Here is a 19,701-nt window from a genome sequence, read left to right on the forward strand (position 1 = left end):
GACGGGTGGGCCCGGCCGTGGTGTTGGCAGGCGCTTTGTTTGCGTTGATGACGTTTCCGGTGGAGGCACAGACACAGGGCGACCCTGCCGCGCAGGAACTCAGGCGACAGCAGGAACGTGAACGCATCCTGCGCGAACAGCAGGAGATGGCGCCGGACGTGCGGCTCGAGGGTGACAAAACCCTCGTTTCAGGCCGACTGCCCACTGATGAGTCGCCTTGCTTCGAGATCCAGCGGATCGTGCTGGATGGTGATGACGCTGGCCGGTTCCGCTGGGCGCTGCAGGCGGCAGACCCCGCAGATGATCCCGCCACCGGGCGTTGCCTGGGGACGCAGGGCGTCAACGTCGCCCTCGCGCGGGTCCAGAACGCAGTCATCGGGCGTGGATTCGTCACGACCCGCATCCTCGCTGCACCACAGGACCTGAAGGCCGGAACCCTCACCCTGACCGTGGTGCCCGGGCGGGTGCGCGGTGTGCGTTTTGCCGGCGACACTTCTTCGCGCGCCACGGCCTGGAATGCGGTCCCGGTGCGCGCGGGAGATTTGCTCAACCTGCGCGACATCGAGCAGGCACTCGAGAATTTCCAGCGGTTGCCGACGGTCACTGCGGACATCCAGATCGTGCCAGCCTATGGCGACGACGCGCAACCTGGCGAAAGCGACCTGGTCATCGAGTGGCAGCAGCGCGCCCCGGCAAGGGCGAACCTGACACTTGACGATGCCGGCAGCCAGGCCACGGGCAAGCTCCAGGGTGGTGCAACGGTTTCGTTGGACAACGCGCTGGCGTGGAACGACCTTTTTTATATCAACCTTGGCCACGACGTGCTCAACGGTGGCCACAAGGGCACCACCAGCAGAACGGCGCACTACGACGTGCCGTTCGACTATTGGCTGCTGGGTGCAACCGCCAGCGACTACGAGTACCACCAAGCGGTGGCGGGCGCTTACGAGACCTATGTCTATAGCGGCTCCAGCCGTAACGCCGAGCTCAATCTGTCGCGGTTGCTGTTCCGCAACGCGACTATCAAGGCCGGTGCCTATGCCCAGGGCTGGTGGCGCGAATCGGACAACTTTATCGATGATACCGAGGTGCTGGTCCAGCGCCGACGCACGGCGGGATGGGAGTTGGGCGTCACTTACAAGCAGTTCCTGGGATCGGCGACGCTCGATGCGCGGCTGGCTTACCGGCGTGGCACGGGTGCCTTCGGTTCGTTGGCTGCACCGGAGGAGGCGTTCGGCGAAGGAACCTCCCGCCTGAAGCTGATGACGGCCGACATACAACTCTCCGTGCCGTTTCGGTTGGGCAACCAGCAGTTGCGTTACTCGGGCAGTTGGCGGGCGCAGTGGAACGAAACTCCGCTGGTGCCGCAGGACCGTTTCGCCATCGGCGGGCGTTACACCGTGCGCGGGTTCAATGGGGAGCTTTCACTGTCCGGCGAGCGTGGCTGGCGGCTTCGCAATGACCTGGGTCTGGCGCTGGGAGCCGGCCAGGAGCTCTACCTCGGAGTCGACTACGGTCATGTCAGCGGCCCTTCGACCCAGTGGCAGCTGGGCGATGACCTCGCCGGCGCCGTCGTGGGCCTGCGCGGCGGCCATGGCCGCCTCAACTGGGATTTATTCGTGGGCTCGCCGCTCCACGAACCCGATGGCTTCGCGGCCGCATATACGACCACTGGTTTCAGCCTCGGTTGGGCCTACTGACGCCTTTCGACATGGGACAAAGGGAGTTATCCGCATGAACAAGAATCTTTACCGGATCGTATTCAATCGCGCCCTGGGCGTACTCCAGGTGGTGGGCGAGATCGCGCGCGGCGCGAGCAGTGGTGGATCCTCGGCAGGCGGGCGCGTCAGCGCGACGCTCCGCCCTCTCGGTTTTGCCATGTGGCTGTCGCTCGGCTGGGTCGGTGTGGTTGTGCCGACGGTCGCGCAGGAGGTCCAGGGCCAGCGGCACGGACGCATCGTGTCCGATCCCAACGCCCCGGGGCAGCACCGACCGACCGTGCTGGAAACACCGGACGGGGTGCCACTGGTCAATATCACCACGCCGTCGGCGGCCGGTGTGTCGCGCAATGTCTACAGCCAGTTCGACGTGGATGCCCGAGGCGTGATCCTCAACAACGCGCGCTCCCGGGCACAGACCCAACTGGCCGGTTGGGTGGAGGGCAACCCGTGGCTTGCCACCGGCACCGCCAGGGTGATCCTCAACGAGGTCAACAGTGCCAATCCCAGCTACCTCAACGGATACGTCGAAGTCGCCGGGGCTCGAGCGCAGGTGGTGATTGCCAATCCGGCAGGCATACAGGTCGATGGAGGAGGCTTCCTCAATGCCAACCGAGTGACGCTGACCACCGGTTCGCCGATCATCGAGCAGGGCGACCTGGCCGGCTATCGGGTCGAGCGCGGGACGATCCGCGTGACCGGCGCGGGCCTGGACGCGACGCACACCGACTACACCGACGTGATCTCGCGCTCGGTCGAGGTCAACGCGGGCATCTGGGCGCACCAGCTGCAGGTCACGACCGGTGTGAACGACGTCACCGCGGACCATGCCGGAGTGGTGACCCGTTCGGCCGCTGGTGGCAATCCCCCGGCTCTCGCCCTCGACGTGAGCGCGCTGGGCGGCATGTACGCCGGCAAGATCTCGCTGCTCGGCACCGAGCACGGCCTTGGCGTGCGCAATGCCGGTGGGATCGGCGCATCCGCCGGGGAGTTGACGGTCACGGTCGACGGCCGGCTGGAGAACTCCGGCGAGCTGCAGTCAAAGACCGACACCCGCGTGGACGCCAGCGGTGGCGTCGGCAATACGGGCACCCTCAGCGCGACCCGGGAGCTGTCGGTCACCACGCCGGAGAGTGTGGACAACAGCGGCACGCTGAATGCGGAGCGCATCGAAGTCAGCGCGGGATCGCTGCGCAACCGTGGCGGCGCGATCGAGCAGACGGGGTTGCAGCAGTTGACGCTGCAAGCCGATTACGTGACCAACCGCGAAGGCGGCCGCATCGGTGTAATGGCCTCGACCGGCTCGAACGCCGGCAGCGGAGATGCGGGTGGCGGCACAGGTGATGGTCCGGGTGCCGATGAAGGTGACGGAAAAAACGACAATAGTGGCGGTGTCACGCCCCCGACCCCGGGAGTCACGCCACCCGTGCTCCTGGCAGATGGCGTGCTGGCCATCGGCGGCGTCCTCGACAATGACGGCGGCCGTATCAACGCCGGCGGCGGAGTTGAACTGCTTACGGCCACCGGTCTGGACAACAGCGGCGGCCACCTTGGGCTGCGGGATTTGCTGCTGGAGCAGGGTGAGCTGGGTAACGCAGGCGGACAGATCACCGTCTCCCGTGACGCTCGACTGCACCTGGATTCGATCGACAACGACGGTGGCCTGGTGGAGGTCGCCGGCTTGCTGGATATCGAGGTCGGCGCGCTCAGCAACCGGTCCGGCACGCTGACGCACAGTGGACAGGACGCCGCTGCCGTGCGGGTGTCCGGCACGCTCGACAACACGGTGGGCACGCTCACCTCCAACGCCGGGTACCTGTCGATAGGCGCCGGCATCGTGGTGAATGAAGCGGGCCGGCTCGAACATGCCGGCTCGGGCGGACTGCAGCTGACTGCCGACACGTTCAGAGGTAGCGACGGCGTCGTGGTCACGGCCGGGGCCGCGCACGTGGAGCTCGGCCAGGCCGATCATCGCGGTGCCACGCTCAGTGCCGCCCAGCTGACGCTTCAGGCAGGCGCGTTCGACAATGCGGGCGGGCAGGTCGTGGCGACCGGCCCCGCAGCCAACAGCGTTTCAGTCCAAGGGTCGTTCGACAACGGTGACGGCGGGCGGATCGCCAGCTCGGGCGACCTTCAGATCCAGGCGGCGACCTTCGGCAATGAAGGAGGCACGGTGCAGCACGCCGGTACCGGCGCTCTGGGCATCGATGCGGACACACTTGACGGCGCTGGCGGCACCATTGCGAGCAACGGACGCCTCGCGCTCAGCGGCGAGCAGATCGATCTGCGGGGCGGAGCGACCACTGCAGATCAGATCGCCGTGCAAGCCGGCGACCTGACGACCGCCGGAGGCACCTTCGCGGCCACTGGCGAGGAGCGGCTGCAGTTGCAGGTGCGGGGCGTCCTGGACAACAGCGACGGTACCCTCGCGACCAACGGCGGACTGGAAATGGTTGCCGGCGAGGTGCGCAATCGGGACGGCCAGATACAGGCGGCGGGCGCGGACACCACGTGGCTCCGTATCAGCGGCACCTTCGACAACGCTGGGGGTATCTTCGCGGCAGCCGGGCACACCGACGTCGAGGCTTCGAATCTCCTCAACGCGGCAGGCAGCGTGCAGGTGGCAGGGGACTCGACCCTGCGGATCAGCACTGCCGGCTTGCTGGACAACAGCCAGCAGGGCGTCATCCACGCCGGCGGGGACATCACCCTCACTGCCGACATCCTAGACAACACCGACGGCCGCATCGAGCACGCGGGCGAAGGCACGCTTGCCATCGCGGCCGACCGGCTTGACGGGGAAGGTGGCGCCATCGCCGGCAATGGCGCGCTGCGCCTGACGGGCGAAACCACCCATCTCCAGGGCGCGACCACCCATGCCCGCTCGATCGCGATGGATACAGGCAGCCTGTCCACCGCAGATGGCACTTTGATCGCCAGTGGCAGCGGTCCGCTGCAGTTGCGGGTGCGCGAAACCCTCGACAACGATCGTGGAACGATCGCCACCAACGGGGCACTGGATGTAAGCGCCGGCGTGATCGGCAACCAGGACGGCGCCATCCAGTCGGCCGCGGCAGAGGCGTCCCATGTTCAGGCATCGGGTCTGCTGGACAACCGCGGAGGCCTGCTGGCAACCGCGGGTGATGCCACGATCTCCGCCCGCAGCCTGCTCAACTCGGGTGGCGCGGTGCAGACGGCCGACTCGTCCGATCTCGACATCCAGGTCGCGGACTTGTTGAACAACAGTGATGCCGGCTTGATTGCCGCGGGCGGCGATATCCGCCTGGATGGCGGCACCATCGACAACGCCAGCGGCCGCATCGAGCATGCGGGCGAGGGCACGCTGCGCCTGGCTGCAGAAGCCATCAATGGCGTCGCCGGTACCATCATCAGCAACGGCAGCCTCGACCTGACGGCTGGCGCTGCCGACCTGTCCAATGCCGAGACTGTGGCACAGAAGATCAGCATCGCCGCCGGTTCCCTGTCGACGGCGGGTGGCACGCTCATCGCCAGTGGCAACGAAACGCTGGACATCCGTGTCGACGGCAGTTTCGATAATTCGGGCGGCCAGGTCGCGACCAACGGTGGCCTGGTGCTGTCCGCCGGCAGCGCCCTCAACCGGGAAGGCCTGATCCAGTCGGCCGGGGCGAACAAGGCAGTAGCCGTCGAGGTCACCGGCTCGCTGGACAACACCGGCGGCACGCTGGCAGCTGCCGGCGACACCACATTGGTGGCCGGGGAACTGCTCAACAGCGATGGCACGGTACAGGCCGCAGGGGATTCCAGCCTCAAGCTGAGTATCGATGGTCTCCTGGACAACAGCGAAGGCCTGCTCGCCGCGGGCGGTGACACCACGTTGTCCGCCGGCACGCTGGACAACGCCGCTGGCAGCATCGAGCACGCAGGCCAGGGTGCACTGTCCATCCACGCCCACACCCTCAATGGCGCAGAAGGCCTCATCGCGAGCAATGGCGCGTTGGCCATCAGCGGTGAAACGACCGTGCTGCGCGGCGCTGTCACCCAGGCACAGGCTATTGCCGTAGACACCGGCACGCTGGTGACCGCCGACGGCAGCCTGGTCGCCGGCAGCGACAGTGTGATGCAGCTGCAGGTGCGTGACACTTTGGACAACGATGGCGGCACGGTCGCCACCAACGGTGCGCTGCGGCTGGCGGCCGGGACACTGGGCAACCGTGGCGGCACCATCCAGGCGGCTGGTCCGGGGGCGACGGGTCTGCATGTCGCCGGCGCATTCGACAACACCGGCGGAACCCTGGCCTCGGCCGGCAACACCACCATCAACGCAGGCACACTGGTCAACGCGGGTGGTTCGGTCCAGACCATCGACGACTCGACGTTGGCCATCACCGTGGAAGGGCTGCTCGACAACAGCGAGGATGGCCTGCTCGCGTCTGGCGGCGACACCGTGCTGCAGGCCGACACGCTCAACAATACCGCTGGGCGCATCGAGCATGCGGGCTCCGGATCACTCGATATCGACGCCGCCACGCTTGATGGGGCGAACGGCACCATCGCCAGCAACGGCGCGCTGTCGTTGACCGGCGACACGACCCGGCTGCAGGGCGGTAGCACCAGCGCGCAATCGATCACCGTCGATACCGGCGCGCTGACCACGGCCGGCGGCTTGCTGGTTGCCAGTGGCGATGGCCCGCTGCGACTGCGTGCACGTGACAGCTTCGACAATGACGGCGGCACGGTGGCCACCAACGGCTCGCTGGATCTCACCGCCGGAGACTTCAGCAACCGCGATGGCATCGTCCAGGCGGCGGGCACCAGTACCTCGACCGTGCGCGTCGACGGCGGCTTCGACAACACCGGTGGCACCCTCGTTGCGGCCGGCGATACCACGGTGGTCGCATCCGAGTTGCTCAACATCGGCGGAACGCTGCAGGCGGCAGATGCGTCGCAGCTCGACGTCAGCGTCGATGGCCTGCTCGACAACAGCAGCGAGGGCCGCATCGTCGCCGGTGGCGACATGACGCTCGCCGCAGACGTGTTGGACAACACCGCGGGCCGTATCGAGCACGCAGGTGACGGGGAGCTCGTCGTGGCAGCCACCACGCTCGACGGCGCGGGCGGCACCATCGCGAGCAACGGCGCGCTGTCGCTGACTGGCGACGACACCAACTTGCGTGGCGGCATCACGCACGCGGAATCGATCTGGGTCGATACCGGGCTGCTGACGACGGCAGACGGCAGTTTCGTCGCCAGCGGCGACGGCCCGATGCGGCTCCGGCTGCGTGACGGGCTGGACAATGATCGCGGCATGCTGGCCACCAACGGCACCCTGGATCTGTTGGCAGGCGCCATCAGCAACAGCAGCGGCGTGATCCAGTCCGCCGGCACGGGGCCAAGCCGCGTGCAGGTGACGGGGCGCTTCGACAACGACGGCGGTACCCTGGCCACCGCGGGCGACGCCACCGTCAGCGCAGCCGCGCTCGACAATACCGATGGCACCGTGCAGACCGTGGGCGACGCCGATCTGCAGGTGTCGGTCGATGGCCTGCTGGACAACAGCAATGACGGCCTGCTCGCTTCGGGCGGGGACATGGAAATCGCGGCTGCCACGCTCGACAACAGCGTCGGCCGGATCGAGCACGCCGGAGACGGGGCGTTGCTCATCGATGTGCAGGCGCTGGACGGCGCCGGCGGAACCATCATCAGCAATGCCTTCCTCGAGCTGTCCGGCGACACGCTGGACCTGGGCGGGGGCGAGACAATCGCGCGTCGCATCGCCGTTGATGCCAACACACTGGTCACTGCGGGCGGCACGCTGATCGCAAGTGGCGACGATGCGCTCGAGCTCACCGTGCGCGACACCTTCGACAACACGGCCGGTACGATCGCGACGAACGGTGGTTTGCAACTGGCGGCCGGTTCGGCGCTTAACCGCGACGGCACCATCCAGGCGCTCGGCGACGACACGACCGGCATCCGGGTTCACGGTTCGTTCGACAACACGGCCGGCACCATTACCACCACCGGTACCACCACGCTCCACGCCGGCGCACTGATCAATACCGACGGCGTGTTGCAGGCGGCCAGTGACACCCTGCTGCAGGTCACCACCGATGGGCAACTGCTCAACAACGGCGGCGCGATCCAGGGCAATGGCGACATCGCGTTGCAGGCACGGACGCTGGACAACCGCGACGGCACCATCGCGACGCAGCAGTCCATCGATGCGGTCCTCACGGAAGCACTGGACAACAGCGGTGGCCGCCTCGTGGCCGGTGGCGACCTTACCGTTGCTGCGGGTGCGTTGATCAACCGCGACACCCTCGACGGGACCGGGGAGCGCGGCCTGTTCGGTGACAACGTCACCCTGGACGCGGCGTCCATCGACAATACCCGCGGCCGCATCGGCGCCAGCGAATCGTTGACAGTGGACACCGGCGAGCTGGTGAACGCTGCGGGCGCAATCGACGGGGAAGGCGAGGTCGTGGTCACCGCCGCAACATTCGACAACACCGGCGGTACCCTGGTCCAGCGTGGCGCGGGCGACTTGCTGGTGGATGTCAGCGGCGCGATCTCCAACTCCAACGACGGTCTGATCGGCACCGAGGGCGGCGCAATCCTCCGCGCCGGCACCCTGGACAACACCGGTGGCACGGTCTTCGCCCGCGAGGGACTGGACATCACCAGCAACGGACAGCTCCTCAACCGGAACGGGGGCCTGCTCCAGAGCAATGCAGGCATGTCCGTCACCGCCGGTGGCGCGTTCGACAACAGCGGCGGCCTGCTGGATGCGACTGCGGCTGCCACGGTGGCGGCCTCGCGCATCACCAACATCGGCGGACAGATGCTGGCGGGTCAGCAAGGCAACACCGGTGCGGGCCTGACCCTGGTCTCGACCGGAAGCCTGGACAACCGCGGCGGTACGGTCGGAAGTCGCGGGGGCGATCTCCAACTGGATGTGACCTCCGTTAACAACCGGGACGGCGGGGCGTTGGTGGCCGGCCGTGACATGGCCTTGAACACCAATGCGGTGGACAACACGGACGGCACTGTCTACGCCACCCGCAACCTGCGATACGAGAACAGCAGCGGCGTGCTCGACAATGCCGGTGGCCAGTTCGGCGCCGGCGACACGGCATGGCTGGACCTGGCCGACATCGGCAACACCAACGGCGGGCGGATCCAGGCGGGCACGTTGTGGCTGACCGCCGACACCATGGACAACCAGGGGGGCGAGGCGGGCGCGGACATCCTGCACGCGCAGGTCGCTTCGTTCACCGGCAGCGGACGCCTGTACGGCGCGCAGTGGCTGGACCTGGTGTTCAGCGGTGACTACACCTACGGCGCTGGCGAGCAACTGGAAAGCGGCGACCGGCTGGACCTCACCGTCGCGGGCACCTTCACCAATCAGGGCACGCTGGAGAGCGCGGGCACCCTGAACCTGACCGCCGGCAACGTGGTCAACCAGGGCACGATCAACGCCAGCAACGCCAGCGGCACCGGCCTGAACAGCATCAGCGCCAGCGGCACCATCGACAACCACACCGGCGCGAGCATCGAGGGTGACACGGTCGAACTCGTGGCCGGCCGCGTGACCAACACCGGCGACATCATCGGTGACGTCGTCGCTATCGAGGCCGACCAGCTGACCAACGGCCGTGACCTCGGCACCGCGATGGCGGCGCGCGACTATGGCGAAGGTTTCATCGGCGCGGCCGACTACCTGCAGCTGTTGATCGGACAGCGGCTGTCCAACCTCGACGGCGACCTGTTCAGTGGCGGCGACCTGGTCATCGCCGGACGCGATGACGGCACCCGCACGGACCTTCTGGAGAACGTGTCCGGGCGCATCCAGGCCGAGGGCGACGTCTTTATTGCCGCCGACCGGATCGACAACGTGCGCCGTGTGCTGGATTACGAGCAGCGCGCCCTGACGCCCGCCGAGCAGGAGGCGATGACCCAGGTGATCGGCCGGGGCACGGGCGCCGACAGCTATGGCGATTCGTATCAGCAGTTGCATGAGCAGTACTGCGCCGAGGACTTCAACAGCCACTGCACCGAGTTCAGGATCCTCGATTACACCGAAATCGGCACCCCGACCGAGGGCCTGTTCGTGACGCGCGCATCGGCCGCGTCCATGCTGGCCAGTGGCGGCGACATGACGCTGGAGACGACAACCCTGCGCAACCGCCACTCGGCCGTGGCGGCCGGGGAAGACCTGCTGATCAACGGCGGCGGCCAGAGCGGTGGCGACGGCGAGAACGCCCCCGGCGTGCTCAACGAGTCCCTGTCCGGGGAGCAGAACTGGGACGTGACCGCCGATTACTACCTTCTGTACCAGCGCTGCCGCAAGGATCTGGACTGCCAGTACGAGCCCCGGGATGTGACCGGCACCCTCGACTTCGGTCAGGTCACGCGCATGGTGACCCCGGAGCAGGGCCGCGCCACCATCACGGCGGGCAACAGCCTGACGATCATCAGTGGAGGCGACGTCAGCAACGCCGTGGTGAACGCATCCGACGGCCTGGACGGCATAGGGCCAGGGACGGTCGCGGGCCCCGGCACCCGCGGGCTGGGTTCCGCCGGTCAGGCCAGCGCAGGTTCCGTCGGTACCGCCGGCCCGGTGGCAGGTGGGTCCGCCAACAGCGGTTCCATCGCGGACGCCCAGACCGACGGCGTGACCTCGACATCGGCGCCCGGCGCGGTCGACCGTGGCCTTGTCGACGGCCGTGGCGACGTGCACGGGGTCAATGCCGGAACGGTATCGCCCACCGGCTCGGTCACCGCGGCGGAAGGCACCCGCAGCAAGGCGCCGGCGGAGACGCTGGACGCCGCCGGTGAATGGGTCAACGGTTCCGGCAACCCGCTCAACGCCGCGCCGCAGCTGGTCGGCACGCCCGACCGTCCGCTGCCTGGCCTGGTGCCGCCCGACAATGGCATGTTCGATCAAGCCATCGACCCGAACGCGCCGTTCCTGGTGACCACCGCGCCACGCTTCGTGCCGGGCGACACCATCGGTTCGGACTACCTGGCCGGCCTGCTCGGCGGTGGTACCGACCTGCACAAACGGCTGGGTGACAACTACTACGAACAGCGCATGGTGCTGGAGCAGATCCTGCAGCTGACCGGTCGCCGCACGCTTGATGGCAGCGATGGCCTGGCGCAGTACCGCACGCTGATGGACAACGCGGCAGACACCGCATCGCAGCTGGGGCTGGCACTGGGCGCGCCGCTGACCGCGATGCAGATCGCCGCGCTGGACCGCGACATCGTGTGGCTGGTGGAGCAGGTGGTCGACGGGCAGAAGGTACTGGTGCCCGTAGTCTATCTTTCCCGAGCCACCGCCGAGCGGCTACGTGCCGACGGCGCATTGATCGCCGCAGCCGATGTCGGCATCCATTCGGGTGCCACGGTGCGCAACGACGGCACCGTCAGCGCCACCCAGGGCATGTGGCTGAGTGCCGACACCCTGATCAACGACGGCATGCTGGATGCCGGCCAGCGGCTGGCAATTTCCGCCACCGGCGACGTACGCAACCGCGGCGCACTGGTGTCCCGTGAGGGCGACGCGGTGGTGCAGGCGGGCCGGGACTTCGTGCAGACCGCCACCGGCAGCCTGGTCGCCGGCGGCAGCGCCGTGGTGGATGCCGGGCGCGACCTGCGCCTGCAGGCCACCACCGTCAGCGCCGGGGACGACCTGGCACTGACGGCCGGCCGCGACCTGTCGGTGGCGGCCGACACGACGATGCGGACCATTGTCGATGGCCGCACCGTATACGGCCGCGAAACCCTGCAGGCCACCGACCTGCAAGCCGGCGGCAACCTGGTGCTGCAGGCCGACCGGGACGTGACCCTGCAAGCGGCGCAGCTGCAGGCCGGCGAGGCGGTCGCCATCGCCGCCGGGCGTGACCTTGAGCTGTCGACCGTCACCACCACCAACACCAGCCTGGAGCAGATCAACGGCCGGCGCTTCAAGCAGCGCACCGAAACGCTGGACGAGACCGTGCACGGCACCACCGTGCAGGCGGGCGGCAACATCGCCATGACCGCCAGCCGCGACGCCACCCTGACCGCCGCGCAGGTAGTCAGCGACGCCGGCGGCATCGCGATCGCCGCCGGTCGTGACCTGACCCTGGCCGCCGCGGAGGAGACCCACCGCTTCGAACAGGACACCGTTCGCAAGAAGAGCGGGTTCCTGTCGAGCAAGACCACGACCACGCACGACGAGACTACGGCCACCTACGCCGTGGGCACCACGCTCAGTGGCGAGACAGTGGATTTGGCAGCCGGACGGGACTTTTCGGCCATCGCAGCCCAGGTAGTAGGCACGGGTGATGTGGCGATCGCCGCCGGACGGGATCTCACACTCGACGCAGGCCAGTCGACATACAGCGAAGCCCACGAGAAACACGAGAAGAAGTCCGGGCTGATGAGTGGCATGGGCAGCGGCATCGGCATCACGATCGGCAGCCGTCATCAAGGCCACACGATGGACGCGACCCAGACCACCGCCGAAGGCAGCGTGGTGGGCAGCATCGAAGGCAATGTCAGCCTTGTCGCCGGCCGCGACCTGACCGTGCGCGGCAGTGACGTGCTCAGCGCGACCGGCACGCAGATGATCGGCGAGAACGTGACGATCACGGCCGCGGAAGAGGCGTATGACCGAACCGACGGCTCGTACTTCAAACAGTCGGGTTTGAACGTAGCGGTGGGCGGTGGCGTCGTCGATGCCGCGCTCGGGGCCTACGGCGCGGCAAAACGCGGCAGCGAGGTCGAGGACGATCGGCTTGCGGCGCTGTACGCCGTGCAGTCCGGATACGCGGGCTACGACACCTACCAGGGCATGCAGGGCATGGAATCCGGCACGTCCAGCGCTGCGGGCGGTGTGAACGTGCGCATCACCGTCGGCAGCCAGATGTCCGAGTCCCAAGGCCACCTGCAGGAAACCACCCACCGGGGCAGCACGATCCGCAGCGGCGGCGATATCGCCATCGTGGCGACCGGCGATGGTGAGGGCAATGGCGGCGACTTGAATATTGTCGGCAGCAGCGTGGACGGGCAGAACGTGGCCTTGGCTGCGGCGAACGACTTGACGATCCGCAGCAGCCAGGATGCCTACAGCAGCGAATCGAGCAACCGTTCCCAGGGCGGCGAGATCGGCGTGGCGATCAGTGCCAATCAGAGTGGTGGCGCGGCGGCGGGTCTGTATGTGGCCGCCAACGCTGCGCGTGGCGAGGGTGATGGTGAAGGCGTGGTCCATCAGGAGGGCCAGATCCGTGCCCGCGACACCCTAGCCTTCACCAGTGGCAACGACACCACGGTACAGGGCGGCCAGCTGAGCGCCGAACAGGTGACCGGCCGGGTCGGCGGCGACCTGAGGCTGATCAGCGAGCAGGACACCGACGGCTACGACCGTCGGGACCGCAGCGCGCAGGGCAGCATGACGATCGGCTACGGTTTTGAGGGCCAGGCCAGTGCCAGCTATGGCCGGATCGAAAGCGACTACGCCAGCGTCACCGAACAGACCGGCATCCAGGCTGGCAACGGCGGGTTCGACATCGAGGTGGGCGGGCACACCGAGCTGGTGGGGGCGGCCATCGCGAGCACCGCAGACTCTGACAAGAACCGCCTGAGCACGGAGACCCTGGCCGTCAGCGACCTGCACAACCGGACCGACTACAGCGCCCTGTCGGTGAGCGTGAGCACCTCGGGCGACAACCAGGGCGGGACGGCGCCAATGAGCGGCGGCTTCAGCCCTGGAATGGGTGTGCGGCAGGACGAGGACGCCAGCAGCGTGACCAGCAGCGCGATCAGCGAAGGCGCGATCGAAATCCGTAGTGGCGACGAGACCGCGCTGGCCAGCATCGATCGCAGCGCGACCGAGCTGCAGCAGTCAGGCCTGGGCGAAATCTTCGACGAGCAACAGGTCAAGGAAAAGCTGGAGATGGGCCAGGTCGCCGGCGAAGTGGGCATGCGTACCGCGGGCCGGTTAGCGCAGGAAATGGGCTGGGAGGAAGGCAGCAAGGAGAAGGCGGTCCTGCATGGCCTGGTCGGTGCCGGCATTGCCGCGCTGGGCGGTGGCGATGCCTTGCAGGGCCTGACCGGCGCGGCGGCCAGCCAACTCGTCACGCGGGCCATGCAGGAGTACCTGGGCAAGCTCAAGATCGACCCCGATTCCGGGCTGGGAAAGAGCCTGATGGAGCTGGGCAGCCTGGCGGTGGGCACGGCGTTCGGCGGCGGCAGCGGTGCGGCTACAGCGCTGTATGGCGAGCAGTTCAACCGGCAGTTGCATCCGGAGGAAACGGCCAATATCAAGAGTGAACTGGCCGAAAAATTCATGGCTGAGTGCGGGTGCAGCTACGAGGAAGCGGTTGACCGATTGATACGCCAAGCGGCGCAGGATGTCGATCTGCTATACGACATGAAGCTCGGCGAGACTGACGATGTCGCCCAGGCTTTCCTGGCCGACCATAGCTTCACGTTCACGGATGAATATGGCCATGAAGTCAAGGCGTTTGATGCGAATGTGTTGGATCGCGCCACTGCCGCCAAGTACAGCGAGCTGTACCTGAAACCCGAGAACCGGGAAAGCCTGTTGTCGATAGCGCGCTCGATCGTGCCGGGCATCCAGTATCGCGACCTCGATACGGCGATTTTCGCCTATGTGAAAGAGAAGCTGGGTGGTGGGGTCGAAGCCAGTCAGTGGCTGGCCGAGCACCCTGGCGAAGTAGCGGCCTTGCTCCTTCAATTGGGCAATGAAGTTGCCAGCTTCGATCCGACGGCATGGCTGGCCGAGGCGGGTGAAGGTACCGTGGCCTACAGCAAGGCCGAATTGGAGCGCTGCAAGGCCCTCGGCTCGGCCTGCGCAATGCCGAGCGAGGCGATGCTGGGGGTGCTGTCGGTCCTGTATGGCAACGGTGGCGATGTGAGTAAAACCGGCCACCAGATCGATACCGCGGCCCAGCTGTCGGCCCTGATCCTGTTGGGCGACCTGAATCCCGGTAAGGGTGCGGCGAGCAAGGTCGGCAAGGAGATTGCCGGGGAGATTGCCGAGCAGGCGGGCAAGCAGGCGGATAGTGTGGTCAAGGCCGTCGATCGCGGCCAAGAGTTGGCCAAGCGAGCTGATGTTGACCAGGTCCGACAAGCGACTACAGGTAGCAAGGGCAATTGGGACAAGACGGTCAATGGCCAGCTCGAGCCCAAAACGGCCTACGTATTGGACAATGGCCATGCTTACGTCACGGACACAACCGGTCGGGTGAAGAGCCTGGACGGCGAACTGAGCCTGACGACGATGGATCGCAATACTTATCAGCAGTGTGCGACAGGCAAGTGTGGAGACGTGGGCGACGAAGGCGGTCACCTGATTGCGTCAAGCCTGGGTGGCGCAGGCGACCGGATCAACATCGTGCCGCAAGCGTCGACGCTGAATCGAGGTGATTGGAAGAGGATGGAGAGCGAGCTTCGGCAAGCACTAAAGGATGGAAAATCCGTTCACGTGAAGATTGATCTGGATTATCCTTCAAATGGTGGGAAGCGTCCTAACGCCTTCTATGTTGAAGCGATTGTTGATGGTCAAAAAAAGGAATGGGAGTTCTGGCAGTGATGGATATTCAGTCCACTGAAGAGGCCTATCGATTAATTTCAAGGAAGCTGTTGGCTTTTGTTGGGGAAAATCCGTGGGATTGTGCCGAGGCTAAGTTCGGTATCTATTCGAACATGATTGGTTCGGAATCGGCACGATTCGATGGGCTCGAAGTAGATAAGCTTGGGACTGATTTCTCGCGGGATATCAGTTCTGCCGCGACGACAGCTGTGCGCTTCCTTCGTGACCATCTTCTCGCCACTACCGGGCGTCGCCTCTGGGGCCTGACCTTCACGCTGTACCCCGATGGAAAGTACGACATCGAGTACGACTACACCAAGCCTTCGGATTACGAGGAGATCGACGAGGTCATCACCGGCGAGGAGATTAACCAATCGTTGGCGGACTTCCCCGAGAGCGATAGCGTGTCAAACATGACGGTAGAGGAGGCGTACCGTGCGATCGCCATGTGCGTGATGGAAGCACAAGGTGATTCATCCTGGGAGCGCGGCGGGGTAGATATGGATTACAAGCCCGAGCGTCAGGTGTTGATGCGCTTTTGGCGGGAGCATGGTGGTGAGCGCGAGAAAGCGCCCCAGGTTCCGGCGCAGGTGACCATGGTGGCGGCCGCCGATGCAGCTTACGTGCTGCACGACGATTTAGCTCGGGGAGGCGGCGCGGCGCCGAGTGGATTGAGTTTCGGCCTAACCCCGGAGGGTAGAATGAACCTCGATTACCACTATCCGGCCGCGACCTGATCTTGGAAGCGAGTCAGGTCACTGGGTTCGCAGCAGTCTGTCTAATCGGTGATGTGATCAAATATTCTGAATTTAAGGATTGGCTTTATTATGTTATCGAGAACTCAGATGAAGTTCTAACATTGGCTCCCTGACATGTTGTGGACGACGATCTTGGGGCGGCTTACGTGCAAATGTTCGGCAAAGAGCGCGTACTGAACACGCCTGCATATGCGGTGGAAGAGCTTGGCCCGGAAACGGTTTATCTGTAGCTGACGCCGAAGTTCGAGGAGCTGGTGGATGCGCGTGAGCGCGTGAAGCAGCACCTGGGCATGGACGCGTTCTATCAGCCCGAACTGGCCTATGACTGGCAGGATCATCCCGCAAAAGCCGGACGTGTGTTTCGCGTGCCGGAGTTCCGTTTTCCGCCAGATTGATCGCGGATAACCGCCTGCCACGGCGGGCTGTCAAAGAACGGAATCGGTATCGCTGACGAGATGAAGATTGAGAAAGGTATGGATGCTGCAAATAAATTCGTTCGAGCTGTCTTGGAGTTGGGCCAGAACACGGTTTTGGCCGCAGTGCTGATGTCGTTCGGAGTGTCGGCCAAGCTCACGCCGTCGCTCCTGACCTCTGTCAGCACATGGGACCGCATCGGAAGCGCCTCGCTCGTGCTCGGCGTCGGATGGGCGCTCCTCATACTGGCGTGGTACGGACACTCAGTTGTAGCCGCCTTCTCTGGACGTAAGAGAGCGTGGATTTTTGAGCTGTCGAGTTTTGCGCTTGGTTGCTTCTTGGTCATGGGCATCATCACGGTGACGGCCACTTGGGCGGCAAACGCCGCTGCGATGCGCTACTGCACCGGAAAGCCAGATGCCCAATATGCAGAGACGTGCACGTCGGCATTCGACATCCCCTGATGGCAGAAGAGGGACGGGCGATGAATCTGCCGGCAGCCACATGTCGGAGAGTGTCGCGTTTCCCTCGCGCACGCCGCCGAACTGATGGTGAAACAAAGGAAGGGGCTGTCCGCCGCTCACGGCATGTACGTCGCGCTTGCAGTTTCGCCAACTTCGCCGACCCGGATGCGCAGTTCCTGGTAACCACCGCGCCGCGTTTCGTGCGCGACGACACGATCGGCTCCGACTACCTGACCGGCCAGCTGGGCGCCGGCACCAACCTGCACAAACGGCTGGGCGACAACTACTACGAACAGCGGATGGTGCTGGAGCAGATCCTGCAACTGACCGGACGCGGCACGCTCGATGGCAGCGACGCGCTGAGCCAGTACCGGACGCTCATGGACAATGCGGCGCAGACGGCGGCGGGGTTGGGCCTGGTGCTGGGCGCGCCCCTGACCACCGTGCAGATTGCCTCGCTGGACCAGGACATCGTGTGGATGGTCGAGCAGGAAATCGACGGCCAGACCGTGCTGGTGCCGGTGGTGTACCTGTCGAAGGCGACCGCCGAGCGGCTGCGCGCCGACGGCGCACTGATCGCTGCCGACGACATCGACATCCGCTCGGCCACGACCGTGCGCAACGACGGCACCATGAGCGCGACCCAGGGCATGTGGCTGAGCGCCGACACGCTGATCAACGACGGCACGATGGACGCCAGGCAGCGGCTGGCCATCGCCACCACCGGCGACACGCTCAACCGCGGCCGACTGAGCGGCGGTGCGGTGACGGTCAACGCCGGGCGCGACTTCGTGCAGACCGCCACCGGCAGCCTGGTCGCCGGCGGCAGCGCCGTGGTGGATGCCGGGCGCGACCTGCGCCTGCAGGCCACCACCGTCAGCGCCGGGGACGACCTGGTGCTGGCAGCGGGCCGTGACCTGTCGGTGGCGGCTGACACGACGATGCGGACCATTGTCGATGGCCGCACCGTATACGGCCGCGAAACCCTGCAGGCCACGGAGTTGCAAGCCGGCGGCAACCTGGTGCTGCAGGCGGGCCGGGACGTGACCCTGCAAGCGGCACAGCTGCAGGCCGGCGACGCGGTGGCCATAGCCGCCGGGCGTGACCTTGAGCTGTCCACGGTCACCACCACCAACACCAGCCTGGAGCAGATCAACGGCCGGCGCTTCAAACAGCGGACCGAAACGCTGGACGAGACCGTGCACGGCACCACCGTGCAGGCGGGCGGCGACATCGCCATGACCGCCGGCCGCGACGCCACCCTGACCGCCGCGCAGGTAGTCAGCGACGCCGGCGGCATCGCGATCGCCGCCGGTCGTGACCTGACCCTGGCCGCCGCGGAGGAGACCCACCGCTTCGAACAGGACACCGTCCGCAAGAAAAGCGGACTGTTCTCGAGCAAGACCACCACCACGCATGACGAGAGCACCGCGACCTATGCGATCGGCACCACGCTCAGTGGCGAGACCGTGGACCTGGCGGCCGGCAACGACCTGACCTTGCGCAGCCACCGTGGCCGGCACCGGTGATGTCGCACTGGTGGCCGGCAACGACATCACCATCGAAACCGCCGAGAACACCCTGGCCGGGTCACACAGCAGCCACACCAAGCGGTCCGGCCTGTTCGGCACCGGCGGCGTGGGCTTCACCATCGGCACCCAGACCCGGGAGAGCACCGCCGACATCACCGAACTGACCCACACCGGCAGCCTGATCGGCAGCACCGAGGGCCGGGTGGATATCGTCGCCGGCGGCGATGCGGCGATGTGGCGATTGCCGGCAGCGACGTGTTGTCGACGGCCGGCATAGGCATTACCGGCGAGAACGTGACCATCACCGCGGTGGAGAACCGCCTGTCGGTGGTCGAGGCGCAGAAGTTCCGGCAAGCCGGGATCAACGTCAGCCTGAAGGGTGGCGTGGTCGATACCGCCACGGCCGTGTACGGCGCGACCAGCCGCGGCAACGAGGTCGAGGACGACCGCCTGAAGGCGCTGTACGCCGCCAAGGCCGGACAGACCCTGTTCTCCAACGGCCAGGCCGGGTTGAACAGCTTCGCCGACACCGGCCAGCAGGTCAGCGACCTGGCCAGCACCGGTAAGGACACCCAGGCCAGCGGCAACGGCGGCCTGAGCCTGCGCATCGGCATCGGCGCCAGCAAGTCCGACAGCCAGACCCACTACGACGAGACCACCGTCACCGGCAGCCGCATCGCCAGCGAAGGCGACGTGGCGATCGTGGCCCGCAGAGCGGCGTCGCTACCCAGGACCCGAAGCGCTGGCAGGGGCTGGATGCCACCGACAAATCGATCAGGTGTCCACGGCTTCCATCGCAATATCATCGACCGCGTTGCGCGCCTCTTTCTGAGCCGGACCAGGCACGATCACGGCGAGGTCATCGCTCGCAGAAAGTCACAGCAGCTCAAGCACCTTCTCGGGCGGGCGGCCAATCACCGCGCGTCCCGCGTGGACGAAGACGGGTCGTTCGATCAAACGCGGATGGCTTGCCATGGCGTCGATCAGCGCCGCGTCGGTTTTGTCCGGATCGGCCAGCCCCAGCTCGGTGTACTCGGCCTCACCGGTGCGAAGCAGTTCGCGTGCCGGCACCGTGAGCATCGCCAGCAGCTCGCGCAACTCGGATGCCGAGGGCGGGGTGTCGAGATAGGTGATGACCTCCGGCTCGATCCCGCGCTCGCGCAACAACTCCAGCGCAGCCCGCGACTTGGAGCAGCGTGGATTGTGGTAAATGCGGGTGTCGTTCATGGA

8 protein-coding genes and 1 pseudogene are annotated in these 19,701 nt (G+C 66.2%); 8 read left to right on the forward strand and 1 reads right to left on the reverse strand.

Annotated elements, in window-relative coordinates; all coding sequences use genetic code 11:
- The first annotated feature begins 47 nt into the window (after window positions 1-47).
- The 8 genes and pseudogenes from ACW7G6_RS02530 to ACW7G6_RS02565 all read left to right on the forward strand — a co-directional run.
- Window positions 48-1,700, forward strand: coding sequence for a ShlB/FhaC/HecB family hemolysin secretion/activation protein (locus tag ACW7G6_RS02530; protein ID WP_456979318.1), 1,653 nt, complete (start codon window positions 48-50; stop codon window positions 1,698-1,700).
- A 34-nt stretch (window positions 1,701-1,734) separates the two neighbouring features.
- Window positions 1,735-15,303 carry a hemagglutinin repeat-containing protein gene (locus ACW7G6_RS02535; RefSeq protein WP_456997497.1) on the forward strand — a complete coding sequence of 4,523 codons (13,569 nt, stop codon included), beginning with the start codon at window positions 1,735-1,737 and terminating at the stop codon, window positions 15,301-15,303.
- A complete protein-coding gene (locus ACW7G6_RS02540) occupies window positions 15,303-16,040 on the forward strand; it encodes a hypothetical protein (protein ID WP_456979320.1) in 738 nt (245 codons plus the stop codon). Before ACW7G6_RS02535 ends, ACW7G6_RS02540 begins: the two co-directional genes overlap by 1 nt.
- Window positions 16,041-16,315: 275 nt before the next feature.
- Window positions 16,316-16,456, forward strand: a complete 141-nt coding sequence (locus ACW7G6_RS02545; RefSeq protein WP_456997498.1) for a hypothetical protein — start codon at window positions 16,316-16,318, stop codon at window positions 16,454-16,456.
- 60 nt (window positions 16,457-16,516) lie between these two features.
- Window positions 16,517-16,939, forward strand: a complete 423-nt coding sequence (locus ACW7G6_RS02550; protein ID WP_456979322.1) for a hypothetical protein — start codon at window positions 16,517-16,519, stop codon at window positions 16,937-16,939.
- 50 nt (window positions 16,940-16,989) lie between these two features.
- Window positions 16,990-18,468 carry a hemagglutinin repeat-containing protein gene (locus ACW7G6_RS02555; protein WP_456997499.1) on the forward strand — a complete coding sequence of 493 codons (1,479 nt, stop codon included), beginning with the start codon at window positions 16,990-16,992 and terminating at the stop codon, window positions 18,466-18,468.
- Window positions 18,452-18,748 (forward strand): hemagglutinin repeat-containing protein, encoded by a 297-nt coding sequence (locus ACW7G6_RS02560; protein WP_456997500.1) that lies wholly within the window; start codon window positions 18,452-18,454, stop codon window positions 18,746-18,748. The genes ACW7G6_RS02555 and ACW7G6_RS02560 overlap by 17 nt, the downstream gene beginning before the upstream one ends.
- A 128-nt stretch (window positions 18,749-18,876) precedes the next feature.
- A pseudogene (locus ACW7G6_RS02565) lies at window positions 18,877-19,173 on the forward strand (hypothetical protein); the annotation flags it as partial.
- Between the two features lie 174 nt (window positions 19,174-19,347).
- Here the strand turns inward: ACW7G6_RS02565 and arsC are convergent.
- Complete coding sequence (gene arsC, locus ACW7G6_RS02570) at window positions 19,348-19,698, reverse strand: arsenate reductase (glutaredoxin) (RefSeq protein WP_456997708.1); 351 nt, start codon at window positions 19,696-19,698, stop codon at window positions 19,348-19,350.
- Window positions 19,699-19,701: the final 3 nt, after the last annotated feature.

This window comes from Lysobacter sp. A421 (genome assembly GCF_054052145.1).

What these genes read in the sequence shown, in the direction of transcription:
- arsC (WP_456997708.1), bottom strand. Translation starts at nt 19,698, where the DNA reads ATGAACGACACCCGCATTTACCACAATCCACGCTGCTCCAAGTCGCGG.
- ACW7G6_RS02550 (WP_456979322.1), top strand. Translation starts at nt 16,517, where the DNA reads ATGAAGATTGAGAAAGGTATGGATGCTGCAAATAAATTCGTTCGAGCT.
- ACW7G6_RS02535 (WP_456997497.1), top strand. Translation starts at nt 1,735, where the DNA reads ATGAACAAGAATCTTTACCGGATCGTATTCAATCGCGCCCTGGGCGTA.
- ACW7G6_RS02530 (WP_456979318.1), top strand. Translation starts at nt 48, where the DNA reads ATGACGTTTCCGGTGGAGGCACAGACACAGGGCGACCCTGCCGCGCAG.
- ACW7G6_RS02540 (WP_456979320.1), top strand. Translation starts at nt 15,303, where the DNA reads ATGGATATTCAGTCCACTGAAGAGGCCTATCGATTAATTTCAAGGAAG.